The following is a 22,252-nucleotide window of genomic DNA, read 5'->3' on the forward strand; positions in this document are numbered from 1 at the left end:
TTTATACTCCTGATAAAAAAAGTCCCAGCCAGATTACCAGAATCACACCGTTTAAGATTGATCCGATCATACTTGTGCGGTGTTTCCGGTTTTCCTCTGAAAAGCTGGAAAGGCCCAGTGCAAAGCCGTATGCTGACAGCAGCATCGCAAAAAGCCCGGTTCCGCCAATCAGGCCCCCGAGCTTTCCGTCAAGAAAAAGTGCAAGCACAACTGCCACAATAAACAGCACGAGGGAAGCTGCTGCCAGTCCTACGGACCACTTTCCTTTCGCAGCTTCTCTTTTTTTTGCAAATGCATATCGATATCTTCTTGCCATTAATGTTTTCTCCTAATTTTGTCGCAGACTGCGTAAATTCCATATCCCAGTGCCGCGCCCAGAGTATTCAGTATCATATCATCCACATCAAAACATCCGACCCTGGTGATCAGCTGGATCACCTCCACCGTCAGACTGATGGAAAAACCGGATAATATAATAAAAAAGCCATTTCGCATTCTTCGGTTTATCACCGGAAGAACAAACCCATATGGCATAAATCCCAGCACATTTCCGAAAATATTTGTAAAAAGTGCAAACATCCCTAATTGTTTCCTGTAGACCCAAAAACGCCTGATTTCAACAAACGGAACAAAATTATATCGAAATTCTCTTTCCGCGTCTGCTACCCGGCCATAACCTTCCGAAAAGAAAAGAAGGTATACAAGTATCAGGACATACAGCACAAAAAAAGCTGTCCCGAGTTTTTTTACTCTGTGTTTTGTCCCCTTTTTCAATATTCTCCCCTGCTTAAATGCCCGAAAAGCCACACGAAACAGAGTGCGGCTTTCCGGAATTTTTGTTTATATTTTTCCTAGATCAAAATCTCTGATTTTCTTTTGAGCAGTCTCGCACCGTTCACGATCATCAGAATCCCTGTGACAAGTCCCGTCACCAGAACGACAATACCGAGTGCAAGACTTCCCGCCCCGCTGCTCGCCATGGTTTTATAAATTTTTTCATTCATAAGTCTGTGTCCTCCCAGTAAAAGCGGACATTCGGAATCCGCTGCTCTTTTATTATGATATTCTGTACCAGTATTATTCTGCACCGTACTGCTCATAATATGCATCGATGGCTGCTTTCAGCTTATCATCAATCACAACACGGCCTTTGTATTCTTTATTGTAGAGGTGCTCAACCACCTCAGCCATGGTTACAATTGCTGTAGTCTGAAGACCATAATTCTCTTCAATCTCTTTCAGAGCACTCTTGGTTCCCTGACCACGTTCCATACGGTCAACAGAAACCACAAGACCGATCGGATTTACATCTCCCTGTGCTTTGATAATCGGAAGTGCTTCCTTAATGGATGTTCCGGCAGTCGTAACGTCCTCAATGATCACTACTTTATCCCCATCCTGGATCGGGCTGCCAAGAAGGATTCCCTTATCTCCGTGGTCTTTTACTTCCTTACGGTTGGAACAGTAACGGATATCCTTTCCGTACATTTCACTGATTTCCATGGTTGCTGCCACAGAAAGAGGAATTCCTTTATATGCCGGTCCAAACAGCACATCAAAATCCAGTCCGAATTTGCTCTCGATCGCTTTTGCGTAATACTGACCCAGTTTACGAAGCTGTGCACCGGTACGATAAAATCCTGTATTTACAAAAAATGGTGTTTTTCTTCCCGATTTCGTAGTAAAATCTCCAAATTTCAGGACATTACAGTCGATCATAAACTCAATAAATTCCTGCTTATACTGTTCCATTTATTTAATCCTCCATATTTTTCATGTACACAGCAAAACGGATATTCTTTCTTTGTTCTGCTGTGATTCGTGTGTGCAATCACTTTGCTTATCCGCGTTCATTCTAACATATGTATAACAGAATTGCAAATTATGGAAATTCCCGTTATTTCACCACACCGATCAGTTCATTGATATCTTCAACCTTCTCTTTTTCAAGAAATGCCTGGATTCCCTCCGCAATTTCTTCTGTTGCATAAGGATTGAAAAAGTTTGCGGTTCCCACAGATACGGCAGTAGCGCCTGCCATGATAAACTCCAGTGCATCCTCACAGGTTGCGATGCCACCCATTCCGATGATCGGAAGGGATACCGCATTTGCCACCTGATATACCATGCGGACAGCGACCGGTTTTACTGCAGGGCCGGACATTCCGCCTGTTTTATTTGCCAGCGCAAATGTACGACGGTTGATATCGATCTTCATTCCTGTCAGAGTATTGATCAGGGAAAGCACATCTGCACCACCGGCTTCTGCTGCTTTCGCCATCTCGGTAATATCGGTAACATTGGGGCTCAGCTTCATGATCACCGGCTGTTTTGCATATTTCTTAACTTCTTTCGTAATGTCTTCAAGAGCTTTCGGATTCTGGCCAAAGGCAATCCCGCCTTCCTTGACATTCGGACAGGAAACATTGATCTCCAGCATGTCCACAGGCTCATTTCCAAGGCGTTCCACAACCTCACAGTAATCCTTCGTGGATTTTCCGCAGACATTGACAATGATCTTTGTGTCATATTTCTTAAGGAACGGAATATCTCTCTCACAGAATACATCGATTCCCGGATTCTGAAGGCCGATGGCATTGAGCATTCCGGACGCTGTTTCAGTCACCCTTGGTGTAGGATTTCCCGGCCACGGTACATTGGCCACACCTTTTGTCACAACCGCACCAAGTTTATTCAGGTCCACAAATTCACTGTATTCCGCTCCGGAACCAAATGTTCCGGACGCTGTCATTACCGGATTCTTAAGCTCTACGCCGGCAAGATTTACCTTCATTCTGCTCATAACTCTACCTCCGTACTTAAGAATACAGGTCCATCTTTACATACTCGCTTGTTATGTACATGGGAATGGGAATCTACATCTTTGGATTTACATACGCAGGCAAGGCATGCACCTACACCACAGGCCATACGCTCTTCCATGGAAATCCAGCAGGGAATTCCCTTTTCAAGGGCATATGCCTTGATGGCACGGAGCATTGGCGCCGGTCCACAGGCAAAGATCGCATCTGCCTCAAGGCCATTCTCACGGATAGCATCCATGACATTTCCCTTTGTTCCGGCAGATCCATCTTCCGTTGCCACATAGACATCTCCGTAAGCTTCAAATTCCTTATTCAGAAACAGCTCATCTCTGTATCCAAGAACCATGATCTTCTCTGCATCCAGCTCTTTGGCAGTTTCCAGCATTGGCGGGATTCCAATTCCACCGCCCATGAGAAATACTTTTTTGCCTTTTACTGCATCCAGTGGAAAACCATTTCCAAGAGGTCCCAATGTCTCAACAGGTACTCCTGCATGAAGTCTGGAAAATTCCTCCGTACCAGTTCCTTTTCCGGTAACACGATATACCAGTCTCAGTTTTCCCTCTTCCTTATCGATCTCACAGAGACTGATGGGTCTTGGAAGAAGTTTGCTGCCGTTGCGGCTGTAAAGAGATACAAACTGTCCCGGCACTGCATTTTTCCCAATTTCCCCCGCATCCAGCCACATGCTGTAAATATCTGTACCTATACATTCCTGGCTTAGAATCTTACAGGACTTTTTTGTTTTCTTATTTTCTGACGTGCTCATAAAATGCCTCCTGTATTATCTGTTCTCCAGTGCGCCGCTGATGTCCGCGATCATATCTTTTACAGCCGCTCTGGAGGCATCTGCGTAATTTTCAGCACCAAACTCTTTATATTTTTCCTGCTTGTATGCAGCAATGATTCCTCTGGAAGAGTTTACAATAGCTCCAAGTCCGTCTTCATTAAAGAAATGGACAAGATCTGCTCCTTTTCCACCCTGTGCCCCATATCCAGGAACAAGGATAAATGTCTTCGGCATGATTTTTCTTAATACTTTTCCCATTTCCGGATAAGTTGCACCTACAACAGCGCCTACATAACTGTATTCGTCGCCCATAAGCTCATCGCCCCACTGTGCAACTTTCTCGCCTACCAGCTCATAGAGCGGACGGCCATCAATAACACGATCCTGGAACTCACCGCTTGACGGGTTGGAAGTTTTTACCAGAACAAAAATACCTTTTTTCTCCTCTTTGCAGATATCCATAAAAGGTTTCACACCATCAGAACCAAGATACGGATTGACTGTAGCAAAATCCTCATCAAAACCTGCATATTTCTTGGAGCCTACCTGAACCTGTCCCAGATGTCCAACTGCATAGGCTGCAGATGTAGATCCGATGTCACCTCTCTTGATATCACCGATCACAACCAGATCTTTGGATTTACAGTAATCAACGGTCTTCTTGTATGCGATCAGCCCCGGGATACCAAACTGCTCATACATGGCAATCTGTGGTTTTACTGCAGGAATCAGATCATAGGTGGCATCCACAATTCCTTTGTTATACTGCCAGATTGCTTCTGCAGCACCTTCCAAGGTTTCCCCGAACTCTGCAAAAGCCTTCTTCTGGATATGTTCCGGAATATAATTCAGCATAGGGTCCAGTCCTACAACGATTGGTGCATTTGTTTTGCGAATGTTGCTGATCAGTTTGTTAATCATGATTATTTCTCCTCCTGATTTTCAAATATAATTTTTCCGTCACAGATGGTATAAAGAACTTTTCCCTTTACTTTCCATCCGTCAAATGGCGTATTGTGACCTTTGGAAACAAATTTATTTTTATCGATAGTATACTCCTGCTCCGTATCTACAATAATCACATCTGCCGGGTGGCCTTCCTGCAGCGTTCCGCTTTCGAGTCCCAGAATCTTTGCAGGGTTCAGGCACATCTTCTCCACCATCTGTTTTAATGTAATCACACCTTTTTCTACCAGCTCTGTGTAGGTAAGCGGAAGGCTTGTCTCAAGTCCTACGATTCCAAATGGCGTATTCTTCATGGAACCTGTTTTTTCCTCTGCACTGTGTGGTGCGTGATCTGTACTGATTACCTCAATGGTACCATCTTTCAACCCCTGTTTCAGCGCTTCCACATCCTTCGGTGTACGAAGAGGCGGATTCATCTTGTAATTCGGATCATCGGTTTTTATATCATCAGATGAAAGGATAAAATGGTGAGGGCACACTTCTGCCGTGATATTATCATATCCTTTTTCTTTTACGAACTTCATCATCTCGGCATCACCATAAGTGGAACAATGGCAGAGGTGAAGATGCACACCTGTTTCCAGCGCCAGAATGATATCTCTGGCCGTAATGGTATCCTCCACCGCATTGCAGATTCCCGGAAGTCCCAGTCTTCTGGCATTCTCGTCATCGTTCATACATCCGTCCCCACGCAGGTCAATATCTTCACAGTGATCAAAAAACGGAACTCCGCATTCTGCCGCAATTTTCATTGCTTCTTTACAGAGTGCTGTATTCATCACTGATTTACCATCTTCGGAAACTGCCGGGATACCGACCTTTACCATTCCTGCGATATCCGAAAGCTCCGTTCCCTTCTCACCCTTCGTGGCAGCACCTGCCTGAAGCACATGAATGCCGGAAAACTGGGCCGCTTTATTATGTACATAATTTACTCTGTCCGGATTATCAATGGTAGGAGTTGTATTTGGCATGGCAACTACTGTGGTCACGCCTCCATGGGCAGCTGCCGCTGCACCGCTCATAATGTCTTCCTTATGTGTCTGTCCCGGATCACGAAAATGGACATGAAGGTCGATGATTCCCGGCATGACCAGCTTTCCTTTTGCATCAATCACACGGTCGCCGTCTTTCTTTTTCAGCTTCTGGCCAATTTCCGTGATGATCCCGTCTTCCAGATAAATATCGCCTGTTTTATCCGTATCTGTAGCCGCATCCACGATCCGGCCTCCTCGAATCAGAATCCCCATTTATGTTCTCCTCTCATCTTTTTATTTTCCATATCTACTATATCATACACGAAAATTCTCTTTTTATAAAGAATTTTTTTACAAAGCGTTTCAGTCCTGTTTTATGTACTGAAATTGTTGGAATTTTCTCCTTGACATTTCAAAACACGGGTTATATAATCAGAACATGGCAAGATATTTAATGTAAAATCACTAGTTTTTAGAGATTATATTTACATGAATATAGTCTGTAAAATCTGGTGATTTTTTATTATCATCAGAAGGCTATTTTAACTTTTTTATTTTTATGGAGGTAACACAAAATGAACAAGGGAACTGTAAAGTGGTTCAACGCAGAAAAAGGCTATGGTTTTATCACAGGTGAGGACGGACAGGATGTATTCGTACATTTCTCCGCAATCAACGGTGAAGGCTTCAAATCTCTTGAAGAGGGACAGGCTGTATCCTATGACTTAACAGAGGGCGCTCGCGGAATGCAGGCTGCTAACGTTACAAAGTTATAATTTACCCGATAAATCTATAACCATAAAAAACGTATAAGTCAAAACAGGTTTGCTTCAGAGCAGACCTGTTTTTTATTATATTGTTTTACGTAAAAAATCTCCAGGATGCTCATTCCTACATCCTGGAGATTTCTTCATCTTTAATTATTTTATTTTGGTTACTGTCATCAAACAAGCCTTTACTCGGCGCTGTCTGAAGATAATCCTGAAATATAATCTGTCAGTGCTGATGTATCCATTACTGTATCTACTTTCACACTGGCCTCTTTCGCCTGGATCTTCGCATAAGCGGAATAGCCGATCCAGCCTACAAACAGTGCCGCGATCAGAATCCACGCTACCATCTCAAGAACAAATTCCACCCGTTCTTTCTTCTGAACACTGCTTCGTCCAAATTTGTTGTTTTTATATTTGTCAACTTTCTTCTGGCTCATTGTTGTTCTCCTTTGCCGATTCAAATACTCCGTTTATTATAGCACATCTGTTTTCAAAAGAAAAGCAGCAACTCCAGAAAGAAATGTGATAATTTTCTGAACAATAAGCCAAGGACCTGCACTGCCGCAAGATCAGACAGCAACAATAACGCCTCCATCATTCGCATACATGCTGCTGACTCCTGCAGTATCCATAACAACGATCTTCGCAGGATTCAGTCTCTCCCGGATAGCTTCTTCCAGCATCTTCGCTCTTTCCGGGCAGTTACAGTATGTGATGGCAACAGTCTTTTCGTGGATATTGATTCCTTTTTCTCCAACAAGCTCCACCATCTTTACAATCGCCTTATTCATTCCTCTTGCCTGGTCAAACTGGCAGATACTTCCCTCCGGAGTAGATCCCATAACCGGTTTGATCTTCAGTGCACTGGCTACCAGAGCCTTTACCCTGCTCAGACGTCCATTCTTACGCAGCGTTTCCAAATTTTCCAGTACGAAAAATGTACTCATTTCTTCAATATACTTATCTACCGTCTCTATGACTTCCTCAAAAGAAAGTCCTTTTTCTTCACATTCCACAATCTTCATGGCAATCAGGCTTTCTCCACCAGATGCAGACTTGGAATTAAATACATGAATTTTTTTCCCGGGGTTATCCTCCAGAAACAGACTCTTTCCAAGAACCGCACTGTTGTAGGAACCGCTCAGCTCAGAAGAAAGTGTCACTGCATAAATGTGGTCTGCTTCACACTCATAAGCTTTCATATAACGCTCCGGCGACGGGCATGCGGATTTCGGACACTCCAGGCATGCAGCAACTTTTTTCAGAAAGTCCTTCTGGTCAAAAGTTTCATCATCTATAATACTCTCGCCACCAACCATCAGTGTCAGCGGTACAGATTCTATTCTCTCATCATCTTTCCATTCATTCAGGAGTTCTCCACAGCTATCTATCGCAATCTTATAACTCAATTATATCGTCCTCTTTTCCATTATATGTAGTATTCAATACCACATCTATGGTATCACATAAACAGGTATTTGAAAAGAGTTTTTTAAAAAGTCTGTCCTTTTTTCTGTATCTGAGATATAATATCTACACGCAATCAAAAAAGAAAGGAAGTGCGGCATGCTGGCATTAAAAATCACAGATATCCGGGATTTTACAAACAAGCTTTTTATAGGAGAAGTATTCGATAAATTCTGCCTGTCCGAAGCAGTGATCACTACTTTTAATACTTTCACCATCGACGGCAGACTTCAAAAAGATTTCTTTGATACAGACAGTCTGAACAAAATCACAGAACACGGCCGGACGCATTCTCTCTGGAGGGACACAAAACCCTTCTGCTGGTCTGTAATCCGCGGAAAACGTACACCGTTAAGTTTTAAAATCGTGCTTCATCTGAGCAGAAGCGGAGTGGAAGCCGCAATACGAAATACAGATTCTGAAATTTCCTCCGAGCAGATTGACGGATTATTTTTAAATCTTCAGTTTAAAAATGGAAGTCTTCTCTGTACCACCGGAACCTCTCTTCGGACTTTTTCCATGGACAAACGGCCGGAACAGCTCTGGGATGATATGGTTCTTAACTTTCTGACTCAGAACCAGATAATTTTTGAAAAACTGTAGTCAGCTGGTTTCTTCCATTTCTCTCAGGTAATACGCCAGCATATCAATAAATTCACTGTTCGTCGGTTTATCTTCTAACTGATATCCTGCAATTTCATCCAGAAGTCTTCTGTTTCCCTCCCAACAGACATTTACCAGTGTCCGAATATCGTGTTCTACATTTGTTGGCGTTGACTTATATTTTCTGGCCAGACACGGATAAATGTCTTTTGTAATCCGTAACGGTTTATACTGATAACCCATTGAAATCTTCACAGCCTCCGCCGTGAAGAAATATCCTTTATATTTCGAATTCGCTCCCAACCTTCTTATCAGACCATATATGTTTTTCATACACCTTTCCTCCCTATTTCTATTTTTTCTCTTTTTAAATTCACTTCCTCATATATAATACGACACTTATTCGTATTTTTCGCTTTCTTCTGAAAATTTATTTTTTACATATTAGATACTGATTTCATTTTTTTACAGCATTTTTACCTAAGAATTTAATTAATATGTATTATATATCCATAATATCCAAAATTGTGTTAAAGATGCGTATATTGTTATAAAAAAGACAATTATTCTATTTATAAAAAAAGAAGGCTCTGCCCTAATAGGCAAAGCCCTCTCTGTTCCTGATTCCGTTATTTATTTTGTGAGAACCATAAGAATATCATTGCTTCTCTTGACAAATTTTGTCATTTCCTCCGGAGAAAGCTGTTTATGGCTCATCATTGCCAGATCATAGAGCTGTTCACAAATCACCGGAACATGCTCAGATTCCTGATTTTCTGCCACAAATTTCACAAGTGGATGATTTGCGTTCAGAACAAGTATTTCCTGTCCTCCGAACATATTCGGATCCATTCCATACATATTGTACATCTTCATCATATCCTGCATACGGCGGCTCTCTTCTGGAAGTGTAATCATCGCTGCAGTATTTTCATTTTTCAGTTTTTCTACTTTTACTTCCAGTTTATCTTTGCCGAGGTTTTTGCGGAATACATCTGTCAGAGTCTTTACTGTTGTTTCATCTGTCTCGCCATCTTCACGAAGCTCTTCTGTAAGATCCGCATCAATTCTCTTGAACTGAATTTCCTGATCCTGCTGCTCAAGATGAGAAATAAACTGAGAATCTATCACATGTTTCAGGATTACAGCATCTTTTCCTGCCTCGCGGAACATGTTAATATACTGGCTCTGCTGTACTTCATCTGTAACATAATAGATAACTGTCTTTTCTGGTTCTTCCTTTTCTTCTTTCTTGGATTCATCCGAAGTTTTCTCTTCTTCTGTTTTGGCTTCTTCTTTTTTATTTTCCTCAACACAGTCTTTCAGGGTAAGATATTTGCCATCCAGATTTTTGAAGAGAATATAGTCATTCATCTTCTCACCGAATTTTGAATCCTTGATGCAGCCAAATTTGATAAACGGACTGATATCATCCCAGTATTTCTCATAGGATTCTCTGTCAGTCTTGCACATTCCTGTCAGTTTGTCTGCAACTTTCTTTGTAATATACTCGGAAATTTTCTTGACAAAACCGTCATTCTGCAGTGCGGAACGAGATACATTCAGTGGCAGATCCGGGCAGTCAATGACACCTTTCAGAAGAAGAAGGAATTCCGGAATTACCTCTTTAATGTTATCTGCGATAAACACCTGATTATTATAAAGTTTGATTGTTCCCTCAATAGAATCGTACTCGGTTCTGATTTTCGGGAAATACAGGATACCTTTCAGGTTGAACGGATAATCCATATTCAGATGAATCCAGAACAGTGGCTCCTTGTAATCCATAAATACCTTACGGTAAAATTCTTTATACTCTTCATCTGTACACTCATTTGGATGTTTCATCCACAATGGCTGTGTGTCACTTAACGATACCGGACGTTTATTAATTTTTACCTTGTCTTTGGCAGGAGAAACTTCAACAACTTCTTTCTCACCTTTATCGTTCTCTTTCTCCTCTGTCTTGGCTTCTTCATGGATATGCTCCACTACTACATCGTCGTCACGGAGATCTGCTTCGTCAATAGTTTCATATTCCTGCTCTGCGTTTGCCTTGGAAAGATAAATATTTACCGGCATGAAAGAACAGTATTTCTCAATTACTTCACGCATGCGGTATTCATTTGCAAACTCCAGGCTTTCTTCATTAAGGAAAAGAGTGATTTCTGTTCCAGGCTCTGTCTTATTTCCATCTGCCATCTCGTATTCTGTACCACCATCACAGGTCCAGTGAACCGGTGTGGAACCCTCTTTATAAGAAAGAGTATCAATATGAACTTCGTCCGCAACCATAAAAGCGGAATAGAAACCAAGTCCGAAATGACCAATCATCTGATCATCGGTTGTCTTATCTTTATACTTCTCAAGAAACTCTGTTGCACCGGAAAATGCAATCTGAGTAATATATTCCTCTACTTCGTCTGCCGTCATACCGATACCGTTATCAATAAACTTCAGAGTCTTCTGATCCGGATCCACAATAACATTCACTGCCGGTTTATATCCGTCCGGAAATGTGTAATCACCCATAACTTCCAGTTTTCTCAGCTTGGTGATTGCATCACATCCATTGGAGATCATCTCTCTTACAAAAATATCATGGTCTGAATATAACCATTTCTTGATAATCGGGAAAATATTTTCACTGTTGATTGATAAACTTCCATGTTTTGCTGACATGTATGTCACTCTCCTTTTACTTTTATTCCTTATATTCCCGGCAGAACCGGAAAACTGTTTCTGTCTTTACTTTATCATCCTGCGGATTCTTTTATCCGACTGACTAAATATATACTAATACGACTTTTTACAAAAGTCAAGGAAAATTTAGCACTCACCATTTTCGAGTGCTAGTAACAATTTTGTATTTTCCATGTAAAAATCCCCTCGCACATCAAGTCATGCGAGGGGACGCTATCTGCGTATAATTTATTTATTTTTTCTTTCTGCGATACACAAGAATACCACCAATGCATACTGCTGCAACAACCAGAACAATCACAAATGTCATAACCGGTGTACTGTCTCCTGTCTGCACTGCCGATTTTTTGTTTGACTGCGTAACTGCAGGACTCGGTGTTGCTGTAAGAATCTCGGCCTGTGATACAGCAAAAGCAACGGTACTTTCTGACTGTGTACCTGTATCTTTCCAGTTGGTGCCATCATATTTCTGCTGTCCAAAAGTAACTTTTAAGGTGTAATTACCCGGTTTGCTTACGCGGAATGTTGCTGTGTACGGTGCTGCATCCCATGTACGCTCCTCTGTAATTTTCCAGCTTTTCGGAAGATATCTGGTATCTCCCTTACGCGGGCTGGCATTATCCATTCCTGCTCCCACTGCTGTAAAAGTAATCTTCGTGTTGGTATCATACTTGCCATCCGGATCAATTCCTGTGATCTTATTATCGGAAGCAGCTGCCTTGGAACCACTGTATCCGTTTACAGTCACACTTACTGCAATCACTGTGCTGATTCCATCCGGATTTTTTACCCCATCTGGAAGTTTGACAGTACCTTTTACATTAAATGTCTGTCTGTCCGCAGAGGACGGATTATAAGAACAGCCATTTACATCCCATGTTACAGAAGCTTTCTGTTCTCCCTTTGTTGTCTTAATTGTTACTGTTTCCGGAAGTTTCAGTGCTTTCTGTGTCTTCTCGGTACCATTTGGAAGATCTTTAATGTCAGACGGTTTTTTTATTCCTGTCAGATTATTTCCTTTTTTCGTATTATCCGTCTTTTTTTCTGTGACAGTGAAATGTGCATTTACAGAAACTTCCACATCCGCGCTACTGGAAACCGCAATGTCTTCCACATATTCAGATGCAGAAAGGCCACCTGCCGGCTGTACAGTAAATGTAGCGTTTTCTCCTGCGTTAATCTCTGTCTTGGAAAGACTGCCCACTGTATAATTCATACCGGAAGGCTGCTGCAATGTAATTGCTGTGTTTCCGGTATTGGTAACGGTAACCGTCTGTGCCTCTGGAATATTTTTGTATCCTTCCTCTGCATTTCCAAATTCCAGATTTTCCGGGCTGACAGATAGATTATAAATCGGTGCAGGCTCTGTCACTTCAAATGATACGGAAACTCCATCTTTTATGTTTCCATCTTTATCCGTTATCTGAATTGTTCCATTGTAGCTGCCTGCTGCAAGACCTGTCTTCGGCTGTACGGTAAACGTAGCATAATCTCCCGGATTAATCACTTCCGCCGAAATTGTACCTACTTCATAGTTTCTGGCGGTTGGCTGTACCAAACGAACCGCTTCTGTTCCGGTGTTTTCAACTGTTACTGTCTGCGCTTCTGGCGCTGTACTGTATCCCTGTTCCTGGCTTTCAAAATTCAGTTTTTCCGGATTAACGCTTACCGATACTATTTTCTGAGGTTCTTCTTTCACAGTTACCGATGCTTTTACTGTTACCGATGCATTGTTATCCGATGAGGCAAAGACAAGATCTTCTGTGTAAGAATCTGCTTTTGCTTCAAGACCGATTTTTGGCTGTACGGTAAACATCTGCTCATCCCCCTGGGCAAGCTGAATATTTCCGTCACTTTCCACTGCGCTGACCGGTGCAATGTCAAATATTTCGGAAACCGGCTGTACCAGCGTCACTGTCTCTGTACCATCATTTCTGACTGTAACAGTTCTTGTTTCAACATTATCATAACCTGCTGTCAGATCATCAAAAGAAATTTCTTCGGAGTCTACGGTAAGTTTATAGGTTTTATCTTCATTTTCTTTTGGTTCGGTTGTTTTTCCAGAGTCCGCTTTATCGTCTTTTTCTCCTGCTTCCACTGAAAAATCTGCCTCAAAGAAAACATCTGCGCCTTCTTCTGTCTGATAGGTAATCAGATCTTTATATTCTCCGGCTTTCAGCCCTTCTCTTGGTTTCACCCATACGGTAACTGATTCACCACTTTTCAATGGCTGCTCGTTAATATCCTGCGCCATAAAATTCTCCGGCGCAATTTCTTTAAAATTCAGATCTCCGGTTCCATTATTGGTAATAATAACATACTGTTCTCCTGGTACTTCCGTATATCCTTCTTCAACAGATCCGAAGTTCAGGACACCACTTCCGTCTTCTGTGGAAGCCGCCGCCGAATAGGTAAGTTCTTCGGCCTGCTCGGTCTTTTCCTCCTGGTTTCCTCCAACCTCAATAATTTCGGAAGTCTCTGTAGAAGAATCCTGTTTTTCTTCTGTATTGGATACTTCTTCCTGAGAACTCGTATTTTCATCTGTGCCGATTTCTTCTGTACTTTCTTCGGTTTCCGTACTTTCATCAGGCTGTGCACTCTCATCTGTTTCTGTATTTTGGTCTGCTGCCGGAGAAATTTCCGTTTCTGTACTTTCTTCTGTAGAATCCTGTTCTGAAGTTTCATCCAATTCGCTCTCACTATCGGCAGCTTCTTCCTTCTTCTGCTGTGCAAGAGCTTTTGCTTCTTCCTCCGTCGCGGAAACTTCCTGCGTCGTTACCGTAAGTTCACCGCTGATTCCCATTTCTTCTTTACCTGTAATTTTAAGAACAATGGGAAGTCCCAGATCCTTTTCTTCCACCTTATAGGTTTTATCGGTTCCTACTTCTGTAAGCAGATCACCGTCTTTCAGAGACCATGAAAAACTCACATAATCATCTGTAATTCCTTCTGGTTTTACCTTGGAATAATCTGCGCTTAAGGTAACGCCTACTGCAATTGTTCCTTTAATTTTCAGTTTGCCATCAAGTGCTCCCTGGGGAGCTGCAGCGGCAAATACCATAGATGGAAGTAATGTAACCATCATAAGCACGGCCATAATGACTGCCAGTACTCTGTTTTTCTTCATATTCCATCCTCCTTTACATCATTTTTAATTTTCTGCGTTTCTGTCAGATTTTTGCAGACCTTTCTTTGCTGATGTAAGTTTACCATATTTAATTTTCGGGGATGTAATTCTTGTTTTCCGACATATTTTTCCATCAGCCTTCAACAATCATATATTTTCCATCCGGAAGTTTAAACACTTCACTCTCTTCTTCCAGTTCTTTCAGAGAAAGGCCTTCCACATCTGCACCCATTCCATCCAGATATTTCTTTACATCTTTCAGAGAATCCAGAACAACTGCCATACAGTCTTCCAGAAATGCCTCTGCCTCTTCAAAATCATCTGCTACCGGCTCATCAAAGAGCTGTCCCTGTTTTTCCAGAAATGTCTGGACATATTCTTTTTTGTACATTTAAAAATCCTCCTTTATTTATAACTTTTCTCCTGATATATGGTAAAAAGATCCATCGGGCCATCTGCCACAATATCCGCACCGTTTTCCTCAAGTTCCCTGCGGCCACGAAATCCCCAGAGCGCACCTACCGTATACATTCCGGCTGCTTTTCCTGTCTGCATGTCTGTTTTTGTATCTCCGATATACATGCATTCTTCCGGTTTCACTCCGAATTCTTCCGCGATCTTTAACGGGCCGTCCGGTGCTGGTTTCCTTCGGATTCCCTCCTGCTGTCCCATTACTTCGTCAAAAACATCCCCATAGATTACTTTTACGACTTTCTGTGCCGCAATGTGTGGCTTGTTGGAGCATACTGCCATTTTCAGTCCCGCATCTTTCAGTTTCTGAAGGGTTTCCGGCATGTCTTTATATGGTACAACTTTATACAGGGGATCTTCATCAAATTTTTTGCGGTAAAGTTCCCGGACTTCTTCGTAATGGACCAGTTCCGGATCTCCTGCATCGATCAGGCATCTTTTTATCAGCATGTCTGCGCCTTCTCCGCTGTAATAGCGGAAATTGTCTGCCGGCTGTGGTTTCAGGGAAAATTTCTCCATGATCTCATTCGCCACATATGCCATGGATTCCAGCGTATCTGCAATTGTTCCATCCAGGTCAAAAATACAAGCTTTTATCATTTTGTCATTCATCCTCTCAGGTTTATTCCCAGTTTCTTTGTCTCATAGATCAGCCGTGCCACAGGCAGCCCGACTACGTTGTTGTAATCGCCGCGGATTCCTTTCACATAAGCTCCCCAGGCGCCCTGGATTCCGTAGCTTCCTGCCTTATCCATGGGATCTTTGCTGTTTACATATTCTGTAATCTCTTCCTGGGTTACCGGGTAAAAAATTACATCTGTGCATTCATGAAACGTATGAACTTTCCAGCTTTCTTCTTCTCTTACAAGAACTGTCACACCCGTATATACCTGATGTGTGTTTCCCTGCAGCATACTCAGCATATCCACTGCTGCTTTCGGATCTGAAGGTTTACCGAGGATCTTTCCCTCATAGGAGACTATGGTATCCGCTCCGATTACAAGGATATCCGCCAGATCATCCGCCTGTTCTTTTTCCAGTGCATGTGCGGTAAACATGGCCTTCTGACAGGAAAGTTCCTCAACCACCTTCGAGGGCTCTGTGCTGGTGATACGTTCTTCCCCACTGGCAGGTTTTACCTCAAATATGATTCCCACCTGGCTCAAAAGCTCCCGTCTCCTGGGAGACGCGGAAGCAAGCACGATCTTTTTCATGTGTGTATTCCTCTCTTTCTGTGTTATCAGTATAACCTTTTACGGAAGGAGGTGCAACCGGAATTGTCAAAAGAGAATTTCTTCCGGATTATAAAATATAATACGCCGGGATGTACAGATATCCCGGCGTACTGTCTGTTATATATGATTACGGTTTTGATCTTATGCCTTCGGCAGTTTGAAAGAGCTCTTAAGAGACACAATACGGTTAAATACCGGTGCGCCCTCTTTGGAGTCATGGATGTCTGCACAGAAGAATCCGTTGCGGACAAACTGATAGCTGTCGTAGCCTTTTGCTTTCAGAAGCTCCGGCTCAACGTAAGCACTTGTCACAGTAAGAGAATTTGGATTTACATTGAGAGATCCGTCTTCTTTATTGTAAACACCTTTCTCCTCATCTACGATATTCTCGTATAGTCTTACCTCAACCTTGCCTGCGTTGGATGCCTCTACCCAGTGGATGGTTCCTTTTACTTTACGTCCGTCCGGTGCGTTTCCACCCTTGGTTTCCGGATCATAAATGCAGTGAACCACACGGATCGTTCCGTCATCATCTGCTTCATATCCTGTACAGGTTACAAAATATGCATTCATAAGACGGACTTCATTTCCGATATAGAGACGTTTGTATTTCTTCGGCGGCTCTGCCATGAAATCATCACGTTCGATATAAAGTTCTCTGCTGAACGGGATCTTTCTGGTTCCAAGTTCCTCATTCTCCATATTGTTCGGAGCTTCCAGGTACTCAACCTGTCCTTCCGGATAATTGTCGATCACAAGTTTGATCGGATCAAGAATCGCCATCATACGTGGACGTTTCAGTTTCAGATCCTCACGGATGCAGTATTCAAGCATTGCATAGTCTACAGAGCTGTTAGCCTTGGAAACACCACAGAGCTCTACGAATTTACGGATGGATTCCGGTGTGAATCCACGGCGGCGAAGTGCAGCGATGGATACCAATCTCGGATCATCCCAGCCATCTACGATTCCATCCTCAACAAGTTTCTTGATGTAACGTTTACCTGTAACAACGTTTGTAAGGTACAGTTTTGCAAACTCGATCTGCTTCGGCGGATGTGGATACTCCAGTTCTTTTACAACCCAGTCATAAAGCGGTCTATGATCCTCAAACTCCAGAGTACAGATGGAATGGGTCACGCCTTCGATCGCATCCTCAATAGGATGGGCGAAGTCATACATCGGATAGATGCACCATTTATCTCCTGTGTTGTGGTGTGTCATGCGGGCTACACGGTAGATAACCGGATCACGCATGTTCATATTCGGAGATGCCATATCAATCTTTGCACGGAGAACTTTTTCACCGTCTCCGTATTTACCCTCGCGCATTTCCTCAAAAAGCTGCAGGTTCTCTTCTACAGTACGGTTTCTGTACGGGCTCTCTTTACCTGGTTCTGTAAGAGTTCCTCTGTACTCACGGATCTGGTCTGCAGTCAGATCGCAGACAAAAGCTTTGCCTTTTTTGATCAGTTTCACAGCAGCTTCATACATCTGGTCAAAATAGTCAGAAGCAAAGAAAAGTCTGTCTTCCCAGTCTGCACCAAGCCATTTTACATCAGCTTTGATGGATTCTACGAATTCGGATTTCTCCTTTGTCGGGTTTGTATCATCAAAACGAAGGTTAAATTTTCCGTTGTATTTCTTTGCAAGTCCGTAGTTTAAAAGAATGGATTTTGCATGTCCGATGTGAAGATAACCATTCGGTTCCGGTGGAAAACGTGTATGCACAGTGTCATAAACGCCTTCTTCAAGATCTTTGTCTATAATATTCTCAATAAAGTTTTTGGAAACTGTCTCGTTGTCCATGATTCTCCCTCCTAGATATCGTCCTGATGTTTTATCTTATCATAAATTTGGAGTTTTTGAAAGTTTTTTAAAAAATTTATCTGCACGAAAAAAAATAAAGAAATTTACAAAATATATGTTGACAATTCTCTACTCATCTGATAATATATTCAACTGTGAGCGGCACAAACGTCGCGTCGCAAAACAAGCTGCTGTGGCTCAGTCGGTAGAGCGTCGCCTTGGTAAGGCGGAGGTCACGGGTTCGATTCCCGTCAGCAGCTTTATTTTTTATCTTAAATACTATTATAAACAAAAAAGATCCCACAGAACTCGCTTTATCCGGCAATTCTGTGGGATTTCTCTATTCTTTATTCTTCCGTTGTCTCTTCTGCTTTTTCTTCTGCCTCATCAGCTGCAGTTTCCTCTGTTTCCGCTTCCGTCTCTTCTTCCTCAGCTGGCGCTTCTTTTGCATCTTCTTCTGTCTCTTTGGAAACTTCTACAGTCTCAGATGCGGTTTTGTCCCAGTCCTGGAAGACTTCTTTCTCTTCTTTTTCTTCTTTCTTCTCGTCCTCTTCAATATCATCGAGATCATCGAAGTCATCTTCAAAATCGTCTTCACATACAGATTTTCTGGATATAATCGCTGCAATAGCTCCTGCTGCTGCCGCGGTAAGAGCTCCTACTGCAACCAGTCCCCAGTATTTATTGATCTTTGCCATAATTGGTCTCCTTTCTTGTTCCGCTGTTTTTAACATCATTTTAATACTTTTATATCCAAAAGAAAAGAGGGGAATTAACTTTCTCCAAAACAGCGTTTCATTTTTTTGCGGATCCTTCGCAAGGCATTATCAACAGCCTTCGGCGTTTTGCCCAGGATTTCCGCGATCTCCACATAGCCGTTTCCTGCAGCATACAGCTGAAACACCTGATTTTCCAGAGAACTTAAGCTCTTTTTCATTTCTTCTTTCAGCGCTGTTACATTTTCCCGGTCAATCAGGATTGCTTCCGGATTATCATGTTCCGCACAGGAATCTCTGAGATTTTCTTCCATTTCCCTGTCACTTAAGGATATATACGTATTCAGCGGCTGGTGTTTCTGACGGTTTGAACTTTTGATCGCACTGTAGATCTGTCTGTCAATACACATATTCGCAAAGGACTGAAAGGATGATTCCCGGTCAGGCTGATAATCCCGGACTGCTTTAAACAGTCCGATCATACCTTCCTGGATCAGGTCATCGGTATCCCCGCCAATAAGGAACATGGCTCTTGCCTTTTTTCTGACCAGACCTTTGTACTTTTCCATCAGATAATCTGCAATCATGGATTCTCCGGCACGAAGTCTCTGGATGAGAACTTCGTCCTCTGTCTCATTATATCGGCACATTTTTTCTCCGAACAGCTTAAGCTGTATCTGTTATTTCGCCATTCTCTGTCTCACGATCTCAAATGCAAGTACTCCTGCTGCTACAGAAGCGTTGAGGGAATCAATGTCTCCATTCATCGGGATCGCGGTAGTAAAATCACATTTTTCCTTTACAAGACGGCTGACGCCATTTCCCTCATTTCCGATCACAAGGCCGATGGGTCCTGTCAGGTTCTGGCGGTACATCACTTCTCCGTCCATATCCGCGCACACAAACCAGATTCCTTTTTCTTTCAGCTCGTCAATGGTCTGTCCAAGATTGGCAACCTTGGCAACCGGTGTATAATTCAGGGCACCGGCAGAAGTCTTTGCAACGGTAGCTGTCAGACCTACTGCTCTGTGTTTCGGGATAATCACTCCATGGGCACCGGCAAGGTTGGCAGTACGGATGATTGCTCCCAGATTATGGGGATCTTCAATATTATCAAGAAGAATAATAAAAGGAGGCTCCCCTTTTTCTTCTGCTTTTTTCAGGATGTCTTCCACAGTAGAATAGTCGTAAGCCGCAACCTGTGCGATCACGCCCTGATGAGCACCTGTCTCACTCATGGAATCCAGACGTTCCTTCGGAACAAATTTCACAATGGTATCATGTTTTCTGGCTTCTCTTGCGATAGTACGGACCGGGCCGTCCTGGCAGCCATCCAGAATAAACAGTTTATCAACACATTTGCCGGAACGAAATGCCTCAAGTACCGCATTTCTTCCTTCTATCATTTCAGTCACTTTAAACTTCCTCCTTCTCAAGTCCTGCGTGGACCAGCTCCAGTATCCTTGAAAAATCCTCTTTCAGATAAAGATATCCCATCAACGCCTCAAAACCTGTAGCACGCCGGTAATCTGCCATGGTCGCATGTTTGGCCATGGTAGCGGAATGGGCGTTTCTTCCTCTCCGGTATACGCTTTTTTCTTCTTCTGTCAGAAGCGGTTCAATGATCTCCATCATACCCGACTGCGCGGACGCTTTTACAAGACTGCTGGCTTTTTTGTGGAGACGGTTTACCGGGCAGTTTGCTCTTTTTACGAGGATGGTACGGATCACCAGTTCATAAACACCATCCCCGATATAAGCCAGTGTCAGTGGTGAATAGGTACGAAGATCCGCGTCTTTGAGATCAAACAGCTCTTTAAGCTCCCTTAAGCTCTCTGCCATTTCACACCTTCTCTTGTATCTTTCAAAATGATACCTTTTTTCAGAAGCTCGTCACGGATCTCATCTGCTCTCTTGAAATCTTTAGCCTTTCTTGCAGCCTGACGCTCCTGGATCAGATCCTCGATCTCTTTATCAAGGATTTCCTCTTTCTTCTCGATCTTCAGTCCCAGCACATCACTGAGTTTGAAAAGTTCCTCATAAAGACCTGCCGCAAATTCTTTTGAGCTGTTTTCGTTTACATTCGTATTGGCAAATTTAACAAGCTCAAAGATGGCAGCAAGTGCATCTGCAGTGTTGAAATCATCATCCATGGCAGCTTCAAATTTGGTAACAAAGCCTTCTGCCTCTTTGAGAAGTGCAAGTTCTTCCTCTGTGATATTTTCTGCTGCCGCATTGTCTTTACGATCGCTGAGCTTGCCTGCAGCCTCCAAGATACGCTCCAGAGAATTCTTGGCTGCTTCCATCAGATCCGCACTGAAGTTCAGCGGGCTTCTGTAATGTGCGTTCAGCATAAAGAAACGGAGAACCTGAAGATCATACTGCTCACCGATCTGACGTACAGTACGGAAGTTTCCGAGAGATTTGGACATCTTGCGGTTGTCGATGTTCAGGAAACCGTTATGCATCCAGTATCTTGCAAAAATTTTGCCATTGCAGCACTCACTCTGTGCGATCTCATTCTCGTGATGTGGGAAGATCAGATCCTCTCCGCCTGCGTGGATATCGATCTCTTCTCCAAGATATTTTTTGGACATGACAGAGCACTCGATATGCCAGCCAGGACGTCCGTCGCACCACGGTGACGGCCAGGACGGCTCGCCCTCTTTCTTCGGTTTCCAGAGTACGAAGTCAAGCGGATCTTCCTTCTGATCCTCGCCGGATACCTTCAGGGAACGGAAACCAGACTGGAGATCATCCAGGTTCTTGTGGGAAAGCTTGCCGTACTCTTTGAATTTCTTTACACGGAAATATACGGTTCCGTCAGCTGCCGGATATGCGTATCCCTTGTCAATGAGGGTCTGGATCATGTCGATCATGCCCTGGATCTCCTGTGTTGCCTGAGGTGCGGTTGTGGCAGGTTTTACATTCATGTCTGCCATATCTTTCTTGCACTCTTTGATATAGCGGGTGGAAATTTCCTCTGCGGAAACACCCTCTTCAATGGCTTTTTTGATGATTTTGTCATCTACATCTGTAAAGTTGGATACATAATTAACCTCGTATCCTTTATATTCCATGTATCTTCGTACCGTATCAAAAATAATCATAGGACGGGCATTTCCGATATGGATCAGATTGTAAACTGTAGGTCCGCAAACATACATCTTTACCTTGCCCTCTTCCAGAGGTACGAATTCCTCTTTTCTTCTTGTGAGTGTGTTAAAAATCTTCATGTTACTCTTCCTCCAATTTCCCGATTCTATACAGGGAGCAGATCGCCTGAGAAGAAATCCCCTCTCCCTGTCCTGTAAAGCCAAGGCCTTCTTCTGTGGTTGCCTTGATATTCAGCTGTGATATTTCAATTCCAAGTGCTTTTGCAATGTTTTCTCTCATCTTCGGAATATGTGGTGCCATCTTTGGCTTCTGGGCAATGATCGTGGCATCAATATTTCCCACCGCATAACCGTTTTCTTTCAGAAGCCCGGCAACATGTACCAGAAGTTTCACACTGGAAATTCCCTTATATGCAGGATCTGTATCCGGAAAATGTTTCCCGATATCTCCAAGAGCCGCAGCTCCCAGAAGCGCATCCATGATCGCATGGATCAGTACATCCGCATCAGAATGGCCAAGAAGACCTTTTTCCCAGGGAATGTTTACCCCTCCAAGGATCAGATCTCTGCCTTCTGTCAGCTTATGTACATCATATCCCATTCCTACTCTCATCAAACCATTCCTCACTGCCTTTCCTGAAATTTATGCCAAGTCAACAGAACTTATTGTGATC

Annotated in this window: 26 protein-coding genes and 1 tRNA gene; 3 read left to right on the forward strand and 24 right to left on the reverse strand. The window is 42.9% G+C overall.

Annotated features, from left to right (window positions below):
* Position 1: 1 nt before the first annotated feature.
* The 8 genes from GPK88_RS17350 to GPK88_RS17385 form a co-directional block, all read right to left on the reverse strand.
* Complete coding sequence (locus GPK88_RS17350; protein WP_021977588.1) at positions 2-316, reverse strand: hypothetical protein; 315 nt, start codon at positions 314-316, stop codon at positions 2-4.
* Entirely contained in the window at positions 316-807 is a 492-nt protein-coding gene (locus GPK88_RS17355) for a VanZ family protein (RefSeq protein WP_330597639.1), read from the reverse strand. Before GPK88_RS17355 ends, GPK88_RS17350 begins: the two co-directional genes overlap by 1 nt.
* A gap of 44 nt (positions 808-851) precedes the next feature.
* Positions 852-1,100, reverse strand: coding sequence for a hypothetical protein (locus GPK88_RS17360; RefSeq protein ID WP_147343332.1), 249 nt, complete (start codon positions 1,098-1,100; stop codon positions 852-854).
* Positions 1,078-1,752 (reverse strand): orotate phosphoribosyltransferase, encoded by a 675-nt coding sequence (gene pyrE / locus GPK88_RS17365; protein WP_173762128.1) that lies wholly within the window; start codon positions 1,750-1,752, stop codon positions 1,078-1,080. Before pyrE ends, GPK88_RS17360 begins: the two co-directional genes overlap by 23 nt.
* Before the next feature lie 145 nt (positions 1,753-1,897).
* Positions 1,898-2,803: a dihydroorotate dehydrogenase gene (locus GPK88_RS17370; RefSeq protein ID WP_021977584.1), complete on the reverse strand. Its 906-nt coding sequence runs from the start codon at positions 2,801-2,803 to the stop codon at positions 1,898-1,900.
* The gene (locus tag GPK88_RS17375) at positions 2,800-3,594 is read right to left on the reverse strand and encodes a dihydroorotate dehydrogenase electron transfer subunit (protein WP_173762127.1); all 795 of its coding nucleotides are present in this window, start codon (positions 3,592-3,594) and stop codon (positions 2,800-2,802) included. Before GPK88_RS17375 ends, GPK88_RS17370 begins: the two co-directional genes overlap by 4 nt.
* A 15-nt stretch (positions 3,595-3,609) precedes the next feature.
* Positions 3,610-4,536, reverse strand: coding sequence for an orotidine-5'-phosphate decarboxylase (pyrF, locus tag GPK88_RS17380; RefSeq protein ID WP_148447728.1), 927 nt, complete (start codon positions 4,534-4,536; stop codon positions 3,610-3,612).
* Between the two features lie 2 nt (positions 4,537-4,538).
* Positions 4,539-5,831, reverse strand: coding sequence for a dihydroorotase (locus GPK88_RS17385; RefSeq protein WP_173762126.1), 1,293 nt, complete (start codon positions 5,829-5,831; stop codon positions 4,539-4,541).
* Positions 5,832-6,133: 302 nt separating this feature from the next.
* On the opposite strand from GPK88_RS17385, the gene GPK88_RS17390 reads away from it, so the two are divergent.
* Complete coding sequence (locus GPK88_RS17390) at positions 6,134-6,334, forward strand: cold-shock protein (RefSeq protein ID WP_015525894.1); 201 nt, start codon at positions 6,134-6,136, stop codon at positions 6,332-6,334.
* 179 nt (positions 6,335-6,513) lie between these two features.
* On the opposite strand, the gene GPK88_RS17395 is transcribed toward GPK88_RS17390, so the two are convergent.
* Both GPK88_RS17395 and GPK88_RS17400 read right to left on the reverse strand, forming a co-directional pair.
* The gene (locus GPK88_RS17395) at positions 6,514-6,768 is read right to left on the reverse strand and encodes a hypothetical protein (protein ID WP_173762125.1); all 255 of its coding nucleotides are present in this window, start codon (positions 6,766-6,768) and stop codon (positions 6,514-6,516) included.
* 132 nt (positions 6,769-6,900) lie between these two features.
* On the reverse strand, positions 6,901-7,740 hold the full coding sequence (locus GPK88_RS17400) for a DegV family protein (protein ID WP_215708077.1): 840 nt from the start codon (positions 7,738-7,740) through the stop codon (positions 6,901-6,903).
* A gap of 157 nt (positions 7,741-7,897) precedes the next feature.
* Here GPK88_RS17400 and GPK88_RS17405 point away from each other — a divergent pair, with 157 nt between their 5' ends.
* A complete protein-coding gene (locus GPK88_RS17405; RefSeq protein ID WP_173762123.1) occupies positions 7,898-8,401 on the forward strand; it encodes a DUF5721 family protein in 504 nt (167 codons plus the stop codon).
* Here the strand turns inward: GPK88_RS17405 and GPK88_RS17410 are convergent, their stop codons facing one another.
* The 8 genes from GPK88_RS17410 to GPK88_RS17445 form a co-directional block, all read right to left on the reverse strand.
* Positions 8,402-8,734 carry a sporulation initiation factor Spo0A C-terminal domain-containing protein gene (locus GPK88_RS17410; protein ID WP_148447722.1) on the reverse strand — a complete coding sequence of 111 codons (333 nt, stop codon included), beginning with the start codon at positions 8,732-8,734 and terminating at the stop codon, positions 8,402-8,404.
* Between the two features lie 300 nt (positions 8,735-9,034).
* The gene (gene htpG, locus GPK88_RS17415) at positions 9,035-11,083 is read right to left on the reverse strand and encodes a molecular chaperone HtpG (RefSeq protein ID WP_148447720.1); all 2,049 of its coding nucleotides are present in this window, start codon (positions 11,081-11,083) and stop codon (positions 9,035-9,037) included.
* A gap of 253 nt (positions 11,084-11,336) precedes the next feature.
* Positions 11,337-14,231, reverse strand: a complete 2,895-nt coding sequence (locus tag GPK88_RS17420; protein WP_148447718.1) for a choice-of-anchor D domain-containing protein — start codon at positions 14,229-14,231, stop codon at positions 11,337-11,339.
* Positions 14,228-14,365 carry a hypothetical protein gene (locus GPK88_RS17425; RefSeq protein ID WP_215708078.1) on the reverse strand — a complete coding sequence of 46 codons (138 nt, stop codon included), beginning with the start codon at positions 14,363-14,365 and terminating at the stop codon, positions 14,228-14,230. Before GPK88_RS17425 ends, GPK88_RS17420 begins: the two co-directional genes overlap by 4 nt.
* The gene (locus GPK88_RS17430; RefSeq protein WP_148447716.1) at positions 14,365-14,622 is read right to left on the reverse strand and encodes a glyoxalase; all 258 of its coding nucleotides are present in this window, start codon (positions 14,620-14,622) and stop codon (positions 14,365-14,367) included. Before GPK88_RS17430 ends, GPK88_RS17425 begins: the two co-directional genes overlap by 1 nt.
* Before the next feature lie 14 nt (positions 14,623-14,636).
* Complete coding sequence (locus tag GPK88_RS17435; RefSeq protein ID WP_148447714.1) at positions 14,637-15,302, reverse strand: HAD family hydrolase; 666 nt, start codon at positions 15,300-15,302, stop codon at positions 14,637-14,639.
* Between the two features lie 8 nt (positions 15,303-15,310).
* Positions 15,311-15,916 carry a Maf family protein gene (locus GPK88_RS17440; RefSeq protein WP_148447712.1) on the reverse strand — a complete coding sequence of 202 codons (606 nt, stop codon included), beginning with the start codon at positions 15,914-15,916 and terminating at the stop codon, positions 15,311-15,313.
* Between the two features lie 162 nt (positions 15,917-16,078).
* Complete coding sequence (locus GPK88_RS17445; RefSeq protein ID WP_148447710.1) at positions 16,079-17,746, reverse strand: glutamine--tRNA ligase/YqeY domain fusion protein; 1,668 nt, start codon at positions 17,744-17,746, stop codon at positions 16,079-16,081.
* Positions 17,747-17,933: 187 nt separating this feature from the next.
* Between GPK88_RS17445 and GPK88_RS17450 the strand changes: the two genes are divergently transcribed.
* Positions 17,934-18,006: transfer RNA gene (locus GPK88_RS17450), tRNA-Thr, on the forward strand.
* A gap of 87 nt (positions 18,007-18,093) precedes the next feature.
* Here GPK88_RS17450 and GPK88_RS17455 read toward each other — a convergent pair.
* From GPK88_RS17455 to ispF, 6 genes are all read right to left on the reverse strand, one after another.
* Positions 18,094-18,444 (reverse strand): hypothetical protein, encoded by a 351-nt coding sequence (locus GPK88_RS17455; RefSeq protein WP_173762122.1) that lies wholly within the window; start codon positions 18,442-18,444, stop codon positions 18,094-18,096.
* A gap of 74 nt (positions 18,445-18,518) precedes the next feature.
* Positions 18,519-19,112, reverse strand: a complete 594-nt coding sequence (sigH, locus tag GPK88_RS17460) for an RNA polymerase sporulation sigma factor SigH (protein WP_173762121.1) — start codon at positions 19,110-19,112, stop codon at positions 18,519-18,521.
* A gap of 30 nt (positions 19,113-19,142) precedes the next feature.
* Positions 19,143-19,868, reverse strand: coding sequence for a 23S rRNA (guanosine(2251)-2'-O)-methyltransferase RlmB (rlmB, locus tag GPK88_RS17465; RefSeq protein WP_118064413.1), 726 nt, complete (start codon positions 19,866-19,868; stop codon positions 19,143-19,145).
* 10 nt (positions 19,869-19,878) lie between these two features.
* Positions 19,879-20,304 carry a Mini-ribonuclease 3 gene (locus GPK88_RS17470; protein WP_148447704.1) on the reverse strand — a complete coding sequence of 142 codons (426 nt, stop codon included), beginning with the start codon at positions 20,302-20,304 and terminating at the stop codon, positions 19,879-19,881.
* Positions 20,289-21,698, reverse strand: a complete 1,410-nt coding sequence (gene cysS, locus GPK88_RS17475; RefSeq protein ID WP_148447702.1) for a cysteine--tRNA ligase — start codon at positions 21,696-21,698, stop codon at positions 20,289-20,291. Before cysS ends, GPK88_RS17470 begins: the two co-directional genes overlap by 16 nt.
* Position 21,699: 1 nt before the next feature.
* Positions 21,700-22,191 (reverse strand): 2-C-methyl-D-erythritol 2,4-cyclodiphosphate synthase, encoded by a 492-nt coding sequence (ispF, locus tag GPK88_RS17480; RefSeq protein WP_148447700.1) that lies wholly within the window; start codon positions 22,189-22,191, stop codon positions 21,700-21,702.
* Positions 22,192-22,252 lie beyond the last annotated feature (61 nt).

Source organism: Blautia sp. MCC269 (genome assembly GCF_018785655.1).
In the GTDB taxonomy this organism is placed as follows: Bacteria; Bacillota; Clostridia; order Lachnospirales; family Lachnospiraceae; genus Blautia_A.